Origin of the sequence: Staphylococcus sp. HMSC069E10, assembly GCF_001809205.1 — a bacterium.
Lineage (GTDB): Bacteria > Bacillota > Bacilli > Staphylococcales > Staphylococcaceae > Staphylococcus > Staphylococcus hominis.
The window spans coordinates 1-16,281 of the sequence record NZ_KV796475.1 but is presented as its reverse complement, the minus strand read 5'-3'; the positions used below and the strand labels follow the sequence as shown (position 1 = coordinate 16,281).

The window sequence follows — 16,281 nt, the reverse complement described above, 5'->3', positions numbered from 1 at the left end:
GCGCACTTTCAATTCAATCAGCTACTGTCTATGCTGTATTTTTTAAAGAAATATAAGCACTTCTAAAGCTTTTAATCTTGTGTATAATAGTTTGGTCACACTAAGATTAAAAGCTTTTCTTATATCTTCTAGGCATTTAGTCGTAGTATGCTCTACACAGTCCGTTGCAATAAAAGTTAGTACCATAGACTCATGTTTTTTATAATCAAATCCATTACTATATTAAGTGTAGAGAGACAAAGGAGGAATTAACAACATGATTATCTACAAGCAAAATATAGAAAACGGTATCCCAATATACGAAATCATTACAAAGACCTTCAAGACGATTACGGTAAAATTCGATGAAACGTTTAGTAAAAATGACATCTATAAATTGCTCTCTCTACTAGAAAGTGACGTTGATAACATGAATTAAGTTATTCATCACATTTCAAAAATTAAAAAGTGTTTTTCGTAATTGAATACGAAAACAAACGAATATTTCAAAATCTTTTTTAAAGTTAAGATGCCCCTAATACTCAAAACTTTAAAAAGTCATTAATTATTCAAAAGCTCACCCTAATAAAATAGCGTTAATGTTAGCCAAGAATGTCCCCTTTTGGAAACTTAGAGAGAAACTTTAAGTTATACTAACATTAACGCTATCGTTTTATTTATGCTGTAATATAGGCATAGACACCAAATTCAAACCACTCCATAGCATTACCAATACTTGTTGCGAAAACAGTTTTTCTCGCTTTTTGAGCACTAACTATGTTCATTTTATCTTTATTAACATTCATGGATATAAATTCTCCACTTGTATGTTACATAATTAATAAATGATTAAAAAATATAAATACTAATAACCAAAAATAAAAATAGTTATCATCAAGAAAAATTAAGATTTCTTAACAATAACTATTTTTTCTTCACCATTTAAACCAAAGACGTTTATTTCATTATGACTCACTTTTTTGAAGGTCACTTCTTCATCTATATCTATAGTCCTTTTATACTTAACATTAAATTGTGTCCACTCTATTTGAAAATACGCTAATACACAATCCACTACCAGTTGACCAGGAACAATGGTTGAATGAAGCTCATTTTTATCATTAACAAGTCGAAGGTAATGACTTACTTTATCATGACTAAACTTCATCATTTACCTCCTTTTTTATAAACGTTTGCCTAATAAATATACATTGTCTATTATCTTTATATATTTTTAACTCGTAGATATATTGGATATATGTTTTAAACTTTTTCGTACTTTTATGTGTTAAGTACGCCTCGTATTTTAGCCTACATTTTAATGGTTCAAATTCTTCACATGTTGTTCGCACAAGAAGAATATGTTCTTGTTCAAACTTTTGAAACAACTTAAATTTTGGCCAGACGTTTGCACACATGAGTAAAGGCACCACACCTTTATACGTTCTTTCAACTACTTCGCAATACGCTCTTACTTCTTGTTCATTAAAATATATTTCTATTTTCTCACAAGCTCCATCGTTCGAAGAGTATCGCATTCCCCATTCCTCCTCCAATCCCCATCGTAGCAACTCCCCGCTTCCAATGTGTCATATTTAATAACCTAGTGATTAACGCTACGCCACTTGCGCTATAAGGATGACCAGACGCAATGGCTCCACCCCACTGATTGACTTGATTAATATTTAATTTTAACTCTTGAATTGAAGCTAAAACTTGTGAACTAAATGCCTCATTAAGTTCTATTGCATCAATGTCACTTATTTTTAAATTTTGTTTTTTAAGTAATTTTGTTACGGCAGGCACTGGTCCAATACCGAGTCGTTTCGGATTGACACCTATTGTCACTGCATCTGTAAACATCATTCCCTCTGATATTCCGTATTGTAATGCCGTTTCTTGATTCATAACGAGTGCAAGCGCAGCGCCGTCATTTTTCATGCAACTATTTCCAACCGTTACTGTTCCGTTAGCTAGTATAGGACGTAATCGATTTAATCGTTGTTCAGTAAGTGTTGGCTTAATACTTTCATCTTTATCAAATAAATGACCTTTGATGTTTAAAGGTACGATTTCATCACTTATACTTCCATTCTCATAATATTGATGTGTGAGATGATGACTACGTATCGCAAAGGCATCTTGTTGTTTACGCGTAATATGATAATATTGCGCAACATTTTCAGCCGCCTCTATCATACTTGGATCTTGACCTTTTGGTGCAAAAGAGGCACGCTCATAAAATTCTGGTAATTGGGTATCATACACTGATTGAGGGCGTTTAATCTTCCAAGGAGCACGACTTGTACTTTCTACTCCTCCAGCTATATAAATATGACCTGCACCCGCTTGAATCATTCGACATGCATATATAATACTTTCTAACCCTGAGCCACATTGACGGTCCATTGTAACACCTGGAATGCTCTCAGCTAGACCTGCTTCTAATAAGGCTTTACGGGCAATATTTCCACCATTGCCTACGATATTTCCAATCACTACATCATCTATATGAGGTATTATTTTAGGAAAAATTGAATTCATTTCTTCAAATAAGGGCATGAGTAATGTTTCGGGTTCTAAATGTTTCAATTTCCCACCGTATTTGCCAAAAGGTGTACGCTTCGCCCATACAATAACCGGTTGGTTCATAATTTAAAGTCTCCTTTTACATAGGCAGTACACATCTTATTTCGAGCAACTTTGCCACTTTGGGTATATTTCATCCTGTCTACTTTTATCAATTTGGAAGGTACATCATATCGTGATAGAACTTTCATAATATGTTGTCGCACAGTTTGGTACTTAAGTTCTATCGATCCTGTATATAGTAAAACCGCTATTTCACCAAAACGTGGATGCGGTTCTCCTATAACAATTACTTCTTCTACTCCATCAATATTTTTTATCATTTGTTCAATAACTTGAGGATAAACATTTTTACCTCCAATAATTAATCGTTCATTTTGACGACTTACTAAATACAATTGATTATCTTTTATATAAGCGTAATCACCTGTTTTAATCCATGTTTCAGGTAATATGACAGATTGATTTACATACCCAGAGAATATCATATTACTTTTTACATTTAATAACCCTATATGATTATTGTCTTTTTCCTCTAAACCAATCGTTACATTTTGAAATATGTATCCCACTGAATCAACAGAAGCTTTACGGTTAATGTTATAACTAATAAAACTTGCTTCTGACGTTCCAAAAAATTCAATAATATTAGCATGCTGAAATGTTTCGGCTATACGCTTAAACAACGAAGAAGAAAGTTTCGCGCCACTACTTAAAATAGTTGTTAAATGTAGGTGATCGTGATTTATTTTTGTTATTGCATGTAGCATTGTTGGAACGAGAAATAATGCGCTATTTGTTGTTTGTTGTTTCATTTTGCTAACGAGCTTAGTCGCATTAAAACGGGTTTGTCCAATAAATGTTCTCCCTGTATATAACGCATAAATACAAGTGTATAAAGACAATGAATGTGCAAGTGGTCCCGGTGCTACAAGTATGTTTTCTTTATGACGAAGTAGCTTTTCATTTTCTTTGTATGACGCAAGCCAAGATGGCTCATTTCGATAATATGCTTTAGGTAACCCTGTTGTCCCAGATGTAAAACCAATATGTAATAGTTGATGGACTTGTGACTGCTCATTTAAATATGTTGGATATGTTTCAGAAGACTTTGTCTTTGTCAGTCTATGCTGTTCATCAACAAGATAGTCAATATGATACGTTTCAATCAGTTGATGAATTGTTACTTCAGACCATTGGTCATCTAGAAAACATGGAATACTTCCTTGTTCTAATATTGCAAAATAATTCAACATATTATGTAAAGGACTTTTACTTAACAATCCTACTCGGGACCCTTTCGGTAAATGCATGAAGACTGATTTTAATTGCTGTATTTCTGTATAAAGTTGTTGATATGTCAATACATCTTCTTCGAACGATAGTGCAATCATATCTGGTTGTTCTATTGAATAGTGATTTAATTTATTTAGTATTTCTAACATATGACCCTCTCTAAATGTTAACTGGATTAATTATTATATTAACATTATATGAAAAATAACACATAAAAAAATCACTCTAACTATTAGTTCTTTTAACTAATAATTAGAGTGTTGTTTCATCAAAGCGGTATATCGTAATAATAATGTTGGTCATAACCTTTTTTAATAGTTTCAATTGAACCGTATTGTTTAAGCATTTGACTACAATGTTTAAACTCATCTTCAGTTAAAAAACGTGGTTGCCAAAATGTTTCTTTATTATTGCTATAAATTGGATAAAGTTTCAAGGATAAGTCATTTTCAGGAGTGATAGTAAGACGTGCAATAAAACTGTATGGAGGTACAAAACGTTGATCATATTCTCCATTACTATTGAATATTCCGTTGCCGATACTATACACTACAGTAGTTCCATTAATTTTCTCAATACTTTGCATCATATGTGCACCGTGACCAATAATTAAATCTGCTCCCGCTTCTTCTAATAACTGTGCATATTCCCGTTGTTTTATCTGAACTTTACTAAAGTCGACACCCCAGTGAGCAATGACAATCACTTTAGCACCTTCTTCTTTCACTTTAGAAATTTGCTTATACAAAGAAGGATTAATACAAGCAACACCGGGTTTATTTCCTATTGCATAAAAATCGTATTCTCTATACATAGGACGTCGATACCAATATGCATTAAATATTGTATATTTTTGACCATTATAGTTAAGTACAAAAGGCTTTTCTGCTTCTTCTTGAGTATTTCCAGCACCTATTGTATATAGGTTCTCTGCTTCAAACTGTTTAATTGTTCGGTTTAATCCTTCTACGTTACAGTCCATTAAATGATTATTAGCAAGCGTGGCTAAATGAATATATTCTTTTTTTAAAGCACGAGCTGTTTCTTCCTCAGAAGCATGTAAAACATAAGGTTTACGTTGTCTTAAATAAGCATTATCATCATCAGAAATCGCTGCCTCGAAATTACATATATTAAAATCTCCTGTTTTTAAGAAATCACGAATACCATCAAAACTGTAATGTCGACCTTTAGATGTTAATGCATCATCGATATCTTTTGCTTGGCGTTTTTTAGTGTAATACTCACCAAAATAAGTATCCCCGATAATGTTCATTTCAAATGGTGATTTACGTTTCTTACGAATCGAATCACGTTTAGTATGTTTAGGATTTCCCTGTATAACTTGCATAATTGAATTATAAATTAATTCATCTCTATGAAACGCATCTTTAGCACCTAACACGACTGTAATATATTCTTCACCATTTATTTTAGACAATACTGTACCGATAGAGTGATCTTGACCGTAGAAGAAACCATGCGTAATCATTCCATAATTAAACAAATTAGATTCAGATTTATAAAACTTATCTTTGAACACATAATTATTTTTTGTTAGCATATCTTTAATAAAAGGATATTTATTAAATAATAATTTACTTGCTAAATATAAATCATTCAAACTTAATTCTTGTATCTTATTACTTATTCTTCTTCCCGTTATATTCAGTGCACTTCTCGGATTTGCTCCTATTTCTTTAGTAGTTTCTTTTATATATTTCAAACTACCACTATTACTTCCTATAACTGTATTTGCTAGCATTAAAATAGCATTCGGCGAGGCAGTAACAATAGCTGAAGTCAATAGTTGATTTAAAGTAATTTCATCTTTTTCATTTAATGGAATTGACCTTGGCTTTTTACTTTCTCTAATTGCTTGTTTGTCAGGCTTATATATATCACTAAGTGATAATTTTTTTGAGAAAATTAAATCAAGAACATGATGAATAATTAAAATACCACCTAATCCTTGGTTTTGAATTACATCTTGATTCCCGATATAAGCAACTTTCTCATTTGTTTTTACACTAAAAGTTGCTACTCCGTAACCTTTACTAGAACCTTTATGTGCATTAACTTTATGGGTAGTATTTGAATTAGCATATAAAATGAGATGTTTTTTTACATTTTTAAAATTACTATTTCTTACTGATCCTTTAATTAATATTAAATCATCATCTTCTATAATATTAGCAACTTCGTATGCTAGTAGCTCTGCACTTTCATAATATCCACCTATCATACGTTTAGGTAATTTTTTCATAGTATACTTCATTTCTTTACCATGCCCATAAACTAAATCAATATTTGAATTAATTAGTTCTTCCGCAATAAGCTCATGTTGGCGTTTTGCTTCTTTTTCATTCTTATCTAATCCAATTATTCTACCTAAAATCGCAATAGTTTTACCTTTATAAAAACGAGATTTAGTTTTTAAAACTTTAATACCTTCAAGCATTGATATTCCCATTGCATTCCATGAATCATTAATTAACGTATATGTAACACTATTATTTTTTTTGTAATGCTCAAAATTTTGTACACCATTGTTAGGTTGATAATTTTCTAATTTATACATAATACTTTCAAGTGGGATATCTAATAATTTTATTATCGTCAAAACACCAATAATATTCTCAATCATTGCTTTACCAGATAGAAAAGTGTTAAATGATACTGGTTCACCTAATATAGAAGCTTCAACATGAGTATAGTCTTTATACTCCTCAAACCTTTCAATAATCGAGTCTGACTCATTATTAAAACCATAAGTCACTATATTCTTATTATATTTTTCTATCGTACTTTTAACAGTGAAATATTCATTCATATCTCTATTTAATATTACTTTCCCATTATGATGCATACCTTCAGCGATTTTAGACTTTAGAATAGCTGTTTCATATGGTGTTTTATTTTGTCCACCATCTATTGACGTTATTAATGCTAAATCTGGAATATATGTTTTTGCTATTCCTCCGCTTTTCATCCATAAACTCGATATTGCCATTTCAAGAACTAAATAATCAGGGTTGTTAATCGCATTAGCAACCGTAAGAGGCACTCCAGTTCTTGTATTATGATTCCCTCTAGTGGAATTAACTGTATGATTCACTTCTAACAATTCATTTAGTAAAGTTTTACATGTAGATTTACCAGCGGTACCAGTAATTCCTATCATTTTTCCTTTAAATAAGGAAAATGAAAATTCCCCTAGTTTTTTTATTGCACTATAGGTATCTTTCATAATAAATTGTGGAATATCTTCATCTAAATATTCAATCGGTCTACTGGCTATTACGCCACTCATAAAATATTTGTATTCTTCTAAATTGTTATGTGTATCTTCCCATCCAGCATAAACGCCAGTATTTCCAGATCCTTTATGCCATGTTTCTGAATCAATAGCTATAAATAAAGTTTTATAACCTTTTTGACAATATTTCATCATTTGTTGTTTATTAATATCTATATTATCAACGTACCACTCTTCTTTTGGTTCTCGATACCAGTAACCTTCTAGTAATTGTTCAATTCGTTCTTTATCATAAATCATAAGTTCTCTCCTCTCTAAATTTTATAATTTATTTATATAAAAATATTAAAATAGTATTGATTGTCATGTTCATAGATATATTAGGTAACATTCCGTATTTTTTCAGTAGAGTATAACAATGATTAAATCTTTTTTGTCAACAAATCTTGGTTGGCATAGTGTTGCATGATTATTCGTATAAATCGGATAAAGTTTCAATTCAATTGTATGATTAGGATTCACATTAACTTGCGTTATTAAACTATACGGAGGTTGTATAGTTTCTCTTGTATCATCATCACTATTAAAGATACACACACCTATATCATAAAGCACTGTTGTTTGGTTTATTTATTCAATACCTTTCATATTACGACCACCATGTCCAATGATAATATCTGCGCCTGCTTTACTTAATCTTTGAGCAAGAATATGTTGTCTTATATCATTTTCATTAGTCTGGGTTTTTACTCCTCAATGAGCAATAACGATGATTTTGGTTGTTTCATCTTCTCGTTTTGCTATGCTCATCCGCTCATAGATAAATGAATTTAAACATGCAATACCATTCTCATTTATTATAGCATAACGACTAAAAAACAATAATTATCAGACTGATAAAAGTGCGCATTAAAAATCATATACCTTTGATTATTAACATAAATAACGAATGGGTTTTCAGCATCAATCTGTTTATTTTTTGAACTAATATTATAGATATCATATGCTTCTAATAACTCTAACGTACAATCTAATTTTTCTTCACTATCCAGTATATGTGGACTTGCTAATGAAACTAAATCAATATCCTCTTGTTTTAATATTTCAAGCGTATTTTTTCATTAGAATATCTTACATCTTTTAAACGCTGCTCTAAGCATGTGTTTTCAATATTAAATATTGGTGTTTCTAACATACATATATTGAAGTCCGCTCCTTCTAGTAATGGTCTAATCTCCTTAAAACTATGCGATGGAGTCCCATGTATTAAAAAGTTATTTAAGCTTTCATCATTTGTACGATTCACATATGAATCAGTAAAATAAGTATCGTCTAATAAATTTATTTTATAAGTCGATTTTCTTATTTTTCTAATATTTTCTAATTTTGTTTTTTGAATATCAGAATTCATTATTTTAGATAATGTTTGATATATCATAGCATCTCTATGGAATGCACTTCTAATTCCTAAAGCAACAGTAATATAGGTTTCTCCATTAATTTTTGAACGAACAATACCAATAGAATCATTGACACCATAGAATAATCCATGCGTAATTAATCCATAATCATATAAATTACTTTTTGTTCTATATGTGCCATTTTTAAATGTATAACTAGAAAGAGATAGTATATCTCTTACAGCTGGATAATTCGTAAACAATAAGTTACCTATCATAAACAAGTTATCTAAAGTTAATTTTTGAAGTCTACCTTCTACTGGTTCACCAGTAATATTTTCTGCAATAGAACTGTTTATACCTAAATCATTTACTATGCTTTTAACCATTTTCACTAGACCTAATACACTATTTGCCAACATAATTAATGCATTAGAAGCGTCATTAATGATTGCTGCTGATAAAAGGTGTTCCAAAGTAACTTCGTCATTTTTTTAAGAGGAATAGCATTTTTTAGTTGGCTTGCAGTAATTGCTTCATTATCTGGATCTGGTGTGAAGGTTTGACTTCGGTTTAATTTTTCAGTAAATAATAAGTTTAATACACGATGTATAATTAATAAATTACCTGCACTTTGATTTTGAGTCACATATTGATTACCATATTGAGCAACCTTTTCTCCTGTTTTCATATTAAAAGTCGCTGCACCATATCCCTCACTAGGAGGCATAACATCTTTAATATTTAAAGGTTCAATAGGCTGTGTCGCATATTTAATAATTAAATCTTGTAATAATGACCATTCTTTTGAAGACTCATTACCTTTAATTAAAATATTATCCTCATTTTTTAAAATAGCCGCTGTTACTTGTGCCAATTGATTAACAGATGTATATACCCCTACTACTTTTATTTCAGGCAAATATTTTAAGCAGTATGACATTTCCTCCCCAAATCCAATGACTAAATCAATATCAGATTGAAGTATTTCTTCTGCTAATACTTGATATTGACTCTCTTCATTTTCCATAGTTAGTCCGGAAATACCCCCAATAATGACAATAGTTCTCCCATTTGAAATAATACGTTGTTTATGTAACATGCTTAATAAATCAACCATTCCCTCTATAGTTGGTAGAGCATCGCTGTCTACAATATTATAAATATCTCCATTAAATGCGTTGTACTGAGTAGCTTGTTGATGATCTTCTAATGGTATAAAATTTTTCAAATGATTTACTACCATATAAAGAGGTATATGTAATATTTTTAGAGTGGCAAGCCCACTAAGTATGTACCGTAAATTATCTAGACCGTTAGTTTAGTTTGAAAATCTAAATTTTCTCCTATAATCTTTGCTTTAATTTGTGAATATTCTCCTAACTGCCTATTTCTCATAATAAAAACATCTGAATTAGGAATAATTCCATAAGTAATTTTATTTAATTTTAATCTTTCTATTTTAGAATAAATTTTTTCAACACCCTCACTATCACCATCTAAAACAACAATGCTATCAACAAACATATTTTCAAGGAGTCAAGTGTATAATTCTACATTATTATCTATTGTTTGATTTTTTGTTTCTTCTATAGAAGAAATAATAGAAATATCTGGAATATACTTATCAAATTGCTGTGGATTTGATATTAATGCACGATTGCTTGCATTAGAAATAATATACTCTGTGTGTTCAGATGTACTTGCTAAAGCTATTAACATGTTAAGACTTACAAGCTCTTTTTTCTTAATTACTATTTGATTCTTATTTTTTAATAGTAGTTCTTCAAATAATGCATTAATCACATAAATGCCCTTATTATTCGTACCAACAGTAGCGATTAAAGTAGCATCAGACGTATCATATGAAGTAAGTACTAATTTATTTAGTGCATCATAAGTATCTTGTACCACGAATTGAAGAATGTCTTCATTAAGCTGAGGAATTGGAGTTTTTACGATAATACCTGAAATATATGGCAAAACATGTAAAATGGTATTATGCGTATCACTCTAATCTTCTGTATCTTTGATATGCGTATTCCAAGTATCATTATCTATTGCAATAAATAATAATTGTCGTTGATGACGATAATCTTCACGTGCTTGATCATAACTTGCTACAACATTATTAACTTGCCAGCTTTCTGAAGGTTCATTCACCCAATGACCTTCTAATATCTCCTCAATACGCTTTTTATTAAACACCATCATAAAATTCCTACCTTATAAAATTAAAATGTGTCATTAATATTTAATGTAATTGGTATATTTTAACATAATATGTATTATGCATCTTAATCATTAAATTATTACATTTTTACAATTCCATAATTCACTATTTATTATATATCTTTTTTTATTGTATATATATTTATGGTTGATTTTATTAAAATGATACACAAAAATAGGGATTTCTAAATTAGAAATCCCTACTCTCTTAATCATACTAATTTATTCTAAATTAGCATGATTGTCTTGCATTGCTTCTTCATTAATATTAAAGGCATCCATTAATCCAATCACGACACTATCTAAAAAGATGAGTGAAGATTGTTCAAATAGACTACCTAACGGCTGTTCAGAGCCTTCTGCTTCATGTTTAGTTCCTGCAGGTAAAGCAATCACTGTATCAGCGACATCGCCAATTTTAGATTCTTTTTTAGTTGTTATTAAAGCAATTTTAGCACCAACTGAATGTGCCTTTTCAGCCAATAATCTTAGGTGTTCTGTTGATCCAGAACCGGAAATAATCATTAATAAATCATGCTCTTTAATAGATGGCGTTGTTGCTTCACCTATTGCAGATGCATCTTTTCCTAGTTGGTTCAAACGCATTGCAAAGCTATTAGCAACATATCCAGAGCGACCTTTACCAGCTGTAAAGATACGAGATGCGCCAACAACTTCATTTGCAAAACGTCCATAATCATTATCATCTAGATGAGATAACGTATGATTAATCTCTTCTAATATTAAATGGTAATTATTAAAAGTTGGCATTTTATTTACCTTCAATCGCTTCACGACATTGTTTAGCTGCTTCTACAGGATCATCTGCGTTAGCAATACCGCCACCAACAATAACTAAGTCAGGTTCTTCTGCTACAATGTCTTTAATTGTTTCAGGTTTAATACCACCAGCTACGGCTACTTTAGAATTTTTAATGACTGATTTAACTGTACGTAAGCTTTCTAATGGAGATTGTCCTTCAGCTTGTAAATCATAACCAGTATGAACAGCGATATAATCAGCGCCCATTTCATCTAATTCTTTCGCACGTTTTTCTAAATCTTGTACAGCAATCATATCAACTAACAATTGTTTACCATGTTTATGTGCTTCTTCAACCGCACCTTTAATTGAAGCATCTTCTGCAACACCTAAGATAGTCACAACATCTGCGCCAAATTTAATAGCTTGGCTTACTTCATAGTCTGCTGCATCCATAATTTTTAAATCAGCTAACACTTTCGCATTATTGATATTTTCATTTAAATGTTGAACAGCTGGTAATCCTTCATTAATAACGATAGGTGTACCAATTTCTACGATATCCACATATTCTTCAACTTTTTTAGCTAATTTTGCTGCTTCTTCTTTATTTAATAAATCGATTGCTAATTGTAATTCCATTACAAACATCCTTTCGTATCATATTCATAGTAGTATAGATACCCGTGTTAAATATTTTTAAACATTTAAATCACTTCGAATTATTTTCCTTCATTTATAAATAAATTGAGCATAGATATACAATTCAGTCGTTCTTTTTAGTAAAATAGATAGATACACACATTGTATGGTTGCAAGGAGTGAACGTGTTGGAACCCATTAAAGCTGAAGAAGTACAACGATTATTAACTACATTTGAAAACAAACCTGTCTATTTGCATGTTGAAACGACGAATGGTGCATATGCTAACCATTTTGATCAACGTGTGTTTAATGCAGGTACGTTTTTACGAAATATACAAGTCACATATGAACATGCGCAACTAAAGGGCGGAGACAAAGATCCATTTCGTGTTGGATTGAAACTTCGTGATGGCGGTTGGGTATATGTGCAAGGCCTGACTCACTATGAAATCAATGATAATAATGAATTTTTAATAGCTGGATTTAATTACGAAGGACAATTGGCTGCAACGATTGAAATCAGTGAACAGCCATTCACAGTATAGAGGAGGAAGATTCATGAAAGATGAAAGACATGTACTAATGATATTTCCACATCCCGATGATGAAACCTTCTCATCTGCTGGGACAATCGCAAGTTATATCGAAAACGGGGTGCCTGTCACTTATGCCTGTCTCACATTAGGACAAATGGGACGTAATTTAGGCAATCCCCCTTTTGCTACAAGAGAGTCACTACCTTATATTCGCGAAAAAGAATTAGAAGATGCTATGAAAGTGATTGGTATTACTGATTTACGTAAAATGGGTTTAAGAGATAAAACAGTAGAATTTGAGCCACATGAGCAAATGGATGATATGGTAAAAACATTGATTGAGGAGACAAATCCATCAGTGATTATTTCATTTTATCCAAAATTTGCTGTACATCCAGACCATGAAGCAACAGCTGAAGCTGTCGTAAGAACAGTAGGACGTATGCCTAAAGAAGAGCGTCCAAGACTTCAACTCGTAGCATTCAGTAATGATGCACCGGATATTTTAGGAGAACCTGATATATTAAATGACATTAGTCAATATAAAGAGATTAAATTAAAGGCGTTTGAAGCTCATAAATCTCAAACAGGTCCTTTCTTAAAACAATTAGCTAGCCCTGAAGTTGACGGAGAAACACAAAGTTTTCTAGAAGTCGAACCTTATTGGACGTATCGTTTCGACAATTAAAATAATTAGAGGAGGTACAATAAACGAATGACTGAATTTGATTTATCTACTCGAGAAGGTCGCTGGAAACATTTTGGTTCAGTAGACCCTATCAAAGGTACAAAACCTACAACTAAAAATGAAATGACTGACTTACAAAGTACACATAAAAACTTCTTGTTTGAAATTGAAGAAGTGGGTATTAAAAATTTAGTATATCCTGTTAAAATTGATCAATTTCAAACAGCAGGTACATTTAGTTTCTCAACAAGCTTAAATAAAGATGAAAAAGGTATTAACATGAGTCGTATCTTAGAAAGTGTTGAGAAACATTATAATAATGGTTTAGAACTTGATTTCGATACACTATATCAAGTATTACGTACATTACAAGACAATATGAAACAAAATGCTGCGGGGGTAGACGTTTCAGGTAAATGGTTCTTTGATCGTTATAGTCCTGTAACTCATATCAAAGCAGTAGGTAATGCTGATGTTACTTACGGTTTAGCAATTCATAAAGATCAAGTAACGCGTAAAGAACTTACCATCACAGCTACTGTAACGACACTTTGTCCTTGCTCTAAAGAAATTAGCGAATACTCTGCTCATAATCAACGCGGTGTTGTAACAGTAAAAGTGTATTTAGATAAAAATTCTGAAATGATAGATGATTACAAAGAAAAGATTTTAGATGCAATGGAAGCAAATGCAAGCTCTATTCTTTATCCAATTTTAAAACGTCCAGATGAAAAACGCGTAACAGAACGTGCATATGAAAATCCACGTTTCGTTGAAGATTTAATTCGTTTAATTGCTGCAGATTTAGTAGATTTTGACTGGATTGATGGCTTTGACATTGAATGTCGAAACGAAGAATCCATTCACCAACACGATGCTTTCGCAAGACTAAAATATAGAAAATAAATAATACCCCTTATATTTAGTGTATGTGTTCACTAAATATAAGGGGTATATTTTATTTTTTAAAAGCTTTTTGAAATTGAACATAACCTGAAACATAATGTTCAATATCATCAATTCTGACTCGATATCCATGATGTTTGATAAAGAAACTACCCAAAATACGACTTGGATTTTTAAAATACATTGCTACTTCTGGATAGAAAAATCCAACACGTTGATACTCTGCCCTTGTATAAATCACATCAATCAGTCGTTGCTCATCTATTAAATGATGAACGATATGTTCGAAACCTGTTGCCTTAGCTTTCTGTATTAATTTATAAGTTGCCATTAACATTTCCAAGAATGTTGGGAAAGTAGTTTCCCGATTTTTAATATAATCTAGATACGTATTCACATTTTTTATTCCAAATTCAAAATATTTTTCTTGAGGGTTAATTTGAACTAATTCATTTGTACAATAACCTAACCAGTGATCATGATATTGCCAATATTTTTTTTCAATGAAACGATCCATTAAATTTTCTACAGTTTTCAACCATAAATCATTTTTATCTCTTTGATATAGTCTCAACAAAGCAAGAGCTGCTTCGCCATCATAATAAATGATTCTGAATTTTTCTTTAACACTTAAATCAGGATAATTCAATAAGTGCGTCGTTTCATATGTATCTTCATCAATCATTGAAAGAATACCGTTCGCTACTTTTTGAGCAGCTTCAAGATATTTAGGGTTATTCTCATATTTCAAATATTCACATACAGCGAATATAAATGAAGCATTTTGTCCCAATTTAATTTCATTAGTGTCTTCCGTATCATCATAGACATACGCTTTATCTTCAACTTCAAGTAATTGATTTGAAATAACATAATCAATTGCTTTTTCAACAGGTTGCAAACTTTCACCTAAATATGCTAGTCCCTCTATTAAGGCATATGTAGAAGATGAATGTCTTAGTATATTATAGAACCCAATTTCATTATCAAAATGTGGGAAATACCCATAAATATATTTACCATTATCTAACAACATATTTTGTAAGAAATGAGTGCTGCTTTCAATTAATTGATCAATTTCACTCTCCAAATGAGCTACTTTTCTTAAACCTTTTCTATAACCATTGTCGTATAGTTCATATACTTCTTCATTATCTATAAAGAAGCCTTGTGTATAAAATTTAACAACTTCTTTTCCGTTATAAAATTCACTTGAAAACGCCTTTTTGTTAGTCGTGTATTTACGTAAATAATTATTAATATTTTTATCAGAAAGAAATAGTTCTTTAGTTGTATTATCTGGTCGAATAAAAGCATTCGCATTAATTTCTTCAGGTAAAACGACTAAATTCCATAGACTATCAAATGCGATACCAAAATCCACATAATTTCGTCGTGTATTAATCAACGCTTTTTTCAATTCATTAAATTGAACCTTTTCAGTGGATGTAACAATATCTAATTTAATCCATTCTGGAAACTGACCTGTTTTCTTTTTAAATTTAAGTGCTAATTTCGAAATATTTTGTTTAAGATAATTCGTTTTTTTGAATAGTTTAACTTGGGCTTTGATATTAGGGGCACCCAAACTTAAAAAAACATAATTATTAATTTTCGTTTTATTATTTACTTTAGTTAATAATTTTTCTAGTTTATATTCAAATTCCATAGTTTCCTCCTTATTTATAACTATTTATCTTATTTCTATCAATCCATATCATAGTATTTAAAATAAAACCAGGCCATGAAGGGCCTGGTTTTAAATTTCATTGTGTAAATATGAAGTCTAACTATTATTTTTCTTCATTATTTTCGTTTTTACGACGTCTGCCAACTAAGAGTAATCCTCCAAGTGCAGCAAATAATGAACCAAATAATGTGCCATTATTTTGATCATTATTACCAGTATTAGGTAATTCGTTATTATTTGATTTATCTGCTTTGTTATTATGACCTTTGTCTGCATCTGCATCTGCATCTGAGTCAGC

Annotated in this window: 18 protein-coding genes and 1 pseudogene; 4 read left to right on the top strand and 15 right to left on the bottom strand. The window is 31.0% G+C overall.

What is annotated here, in order from left to right; all coding sequences use genetic code 11:
* Positions 1–256: 256 nt before the first annotated feature.
* On the top strand, positions 257–418 hold the full coding sequence (gene vraX, locus HMPREF2561_RS10850) for a C1q-binding complement inhibitor VraX (protein ID WP_017176053.1): 162 nt from the start codon (positions 257–259) through the stop codon (positions 416–418).
* Positions 419–659: 241 nt separating this feature from the next.
* Here vraX and HMPREF2561_RS10980 read toward each other — a convergent pair.
* From HMPREF2561_RS10980 to hxlA, 13 genes and pseudogenes are all read right to left on the bottom strand, one after another.
* A pseudogene (locus HMPREF2561_RS10980) lies at positions 660–785 on the bottom strand (hypothetical protein); the annotation flags it as partial.
* Between the two features lie 98 nt (positions 786–883).
* Positions 884–1,147: a hypothetical protein gene (locus HMPREF2561_RS03925; protein WP_019834876.1), complete on the bottom strand. Its 264-nt coding sequence runs from the start codon at positions 1,145–1,147 to the stop codon at positions 884–886.
* Positions 1,148–1,485: 338 nt separating this feature from the next.
* A complete protein-coding gene (locus HMPREF2561_RS03915) occupies positions 1,486–2,631 on the bottom strand; it encodes a thiolase family protein (protein WP_069723781.1) in 1,146 nt (381 codons plus the stop codon).
* Positions 2,628–4,013, bottom strand: a complete 1,386-nt coding sequence (locus HMPREF2561_RS03910) for an AMP-binding protein (RefSeq protein ID WP_053026381.1) — start codon at positions 4,011–4,013, stop codon at positions 2,628–2,630. The genes HMPREF2561_RS03915 and HMPREF2561_RS03910 overlap by 4 nt, the downstream gene beginning before the upstream one ends.
* Before the next feature lie 119 nt (positions 4,014–4,132).
* Positions 4,133–7,423 carry a CapA family protein gene (locus HMPREF2561_RS03905; RefSeq protein ID WP_019834872.1) on the bottom strand — a complete coding sequence of 1,097 codons (3,291 nt, stop codon included), beginning with the start codon at positions 7,421–7,423 and terminating at the stop codon, positions 4,133–4,135.
* A gap of 557 nt (positions 7,424–7,980) precedes the next feature.
* On the bottom strand, positions 7,981–8,175 hold the full coding sequence (locus HMPREF2561_RS11045) for a hypothetical protein (protein WP_353956384.1): 195 nt from the start codon (positions 8,173–8,175) through the stop codon (positions 7,981–7,983).
* Between the two features lie 44 nt (positions 8,176–8,219).
* Positions 8,220–8,999 (bottom strand): hypothetical protein, encoded by a 780-nt coding sequence (locus tag HMPREF2561_RS03900; protein ID WP_053026382.1) that lies wholly within the window; start codon positions 8,997–8,999, stop codon positions 8,220–8,222.
* Complete coding sequence (locus HMPREF2561_RS10975; protein ID WP_240557274.1) at positions 8,948–9,754, bottom strand: hypothetical protein; 807 nt, start codon at positions 9,752–9,754, stop codon at positions 8,948–8,950. Before HMPREF2561_RS10975 ends, HMPREF2561_RS03900 begins: the two co-directional genes overlap by 52 nt.
* Before the next feature lie 77 nt (positions 9,755–9,831).
* Positions 9,832–10,050: a hypothetical protein gene (locus tag HMPREF2561_RS03885; protein ID WP_053026383.1), complete on the bottom strand. Its 219-nt coding sequence runs from the start codon at positions 10,048–10,050 to the stop codon at positions 9,832–9,834.
* A 12-nt stretch (positions 10,051–10,062) separates the two neighbouring features.
* Complete coding sequence (locus tag HMPREF2561_RS03880; protein WP_131566080.1) at positions 10,063–10,437, bottom strand: hypothetical protein; 375 nt, start codon at positions 10,435–10,437, stop codon at positions 10,063–10,065.
* 99 nt (positions 10,438–10,536) lie between these two features.
* Complete coding sequence (locus tag HMPREF2561_RS03875; protein WP_053026385.1) at positions 10,537–10,737, bottom strand: hypothetical protein; 201 nt, start codon at positions 10,735–10,737, stop codon at positions 10,537–10,539.
* Between the two features lie 240 nt (positions 10,738–10,977).
* Complete coding sequence (hxlB, locus tag HMPREF2561_RS03870) at positions 10,978–11,526, bottom strand: 6-phospho-3-hexuloisomerase (RefSeq protein WP_066032103.1); 549 nt, start codon at positions 11,524–11,526, stop codon at positions 10,978–10,980.
* A gap of 1 nt (position 11,527) precedes the next feature.
* Positions 11,528–12,160 (bottom strand): 3-hexulose-6-phosphate synthase, encoded by a 633-nt coding sequence (gene hxlA / locus HMPREF2561_RS03865; protein WP_019834869.1) that lies wholly within the window; start codon positions 12,158–12,160, stop codon positions 11,528–11,530.
* A 185-nt stretch (positions 12,161–12,345) separates the two neighbouring features.
* Between hxlA and HMPREF2561_RS03860 the strand changes: the two genes are divergently transcribed.
* The 3 genes from HMPREF2561_RS03860 to folE2 are packed head-to-tail and all read left to right on the top strand — an operon-like array spanning position 12,346 to position 14,293.
* Positions 12,346–12,708 (top strand): YojF family protein, encoded by a 363-nt coding sequence (locus HMPREF2561_RS03860; RefSeq protein ID WP_002488035.1) that lies wholly within the window; start codon positions 12,346–12,348, stop codon positions 12,706–12,708.
* 13 nt (positions 12,709–12,721) lie between these two features.
* The gene (gene bshB2 / locus HMPREF2561_RS03855; protein WP_066032102.1) at positions 12,722–13,387 is read left to right on the top strand and encodes a bacillithiol biosynthesis deacetylase BshB2; all 666 of its coding nucleotides are present in this window, start codon (positions 12,722–12,724) and stop codon (positions 13,385–13,387) included.
* A gap of 27 nt (positions 13,388–13,414) precedes the next feature.
* A complete protein-coding gene (folE2, locus tag HMPREF2561_RS03850) occupies positions 13,415–14,293 on the top strand; it encodes a GTP cyclohydrolase FolE2 (RefSeq protein ID WP_019834867.1) in 879 nt (292 codons plus the stop codon).
* A 52-nt stretch (positions 14,294–14,345) separates the two neighbouring features.
* Here the strand turns inward: folE2 and HMPREF2561_RS03845 are convergent, their stop codons facing one another.
* A complete protein-coding gene (locus HMPREF2561_RS03845; RefSeq protein ID WP_053026388.1) occupies positions 14,346–15,962 on the bottom strand; it encodes a hypothetical protein in 1,617 nt (538 codons plus the stop codon).
* Positions 15,963–16,086: 124 nt separating this feature from the next.
* Positions 16,087–16,281: LPXTG cell wall anchor domain-containing protein (locus tag HMPREF2561_RS03840; protein ID WP_141743258.1), on the bottom strand; the 195-nt coding region annotated here is incomplete at its 5' end.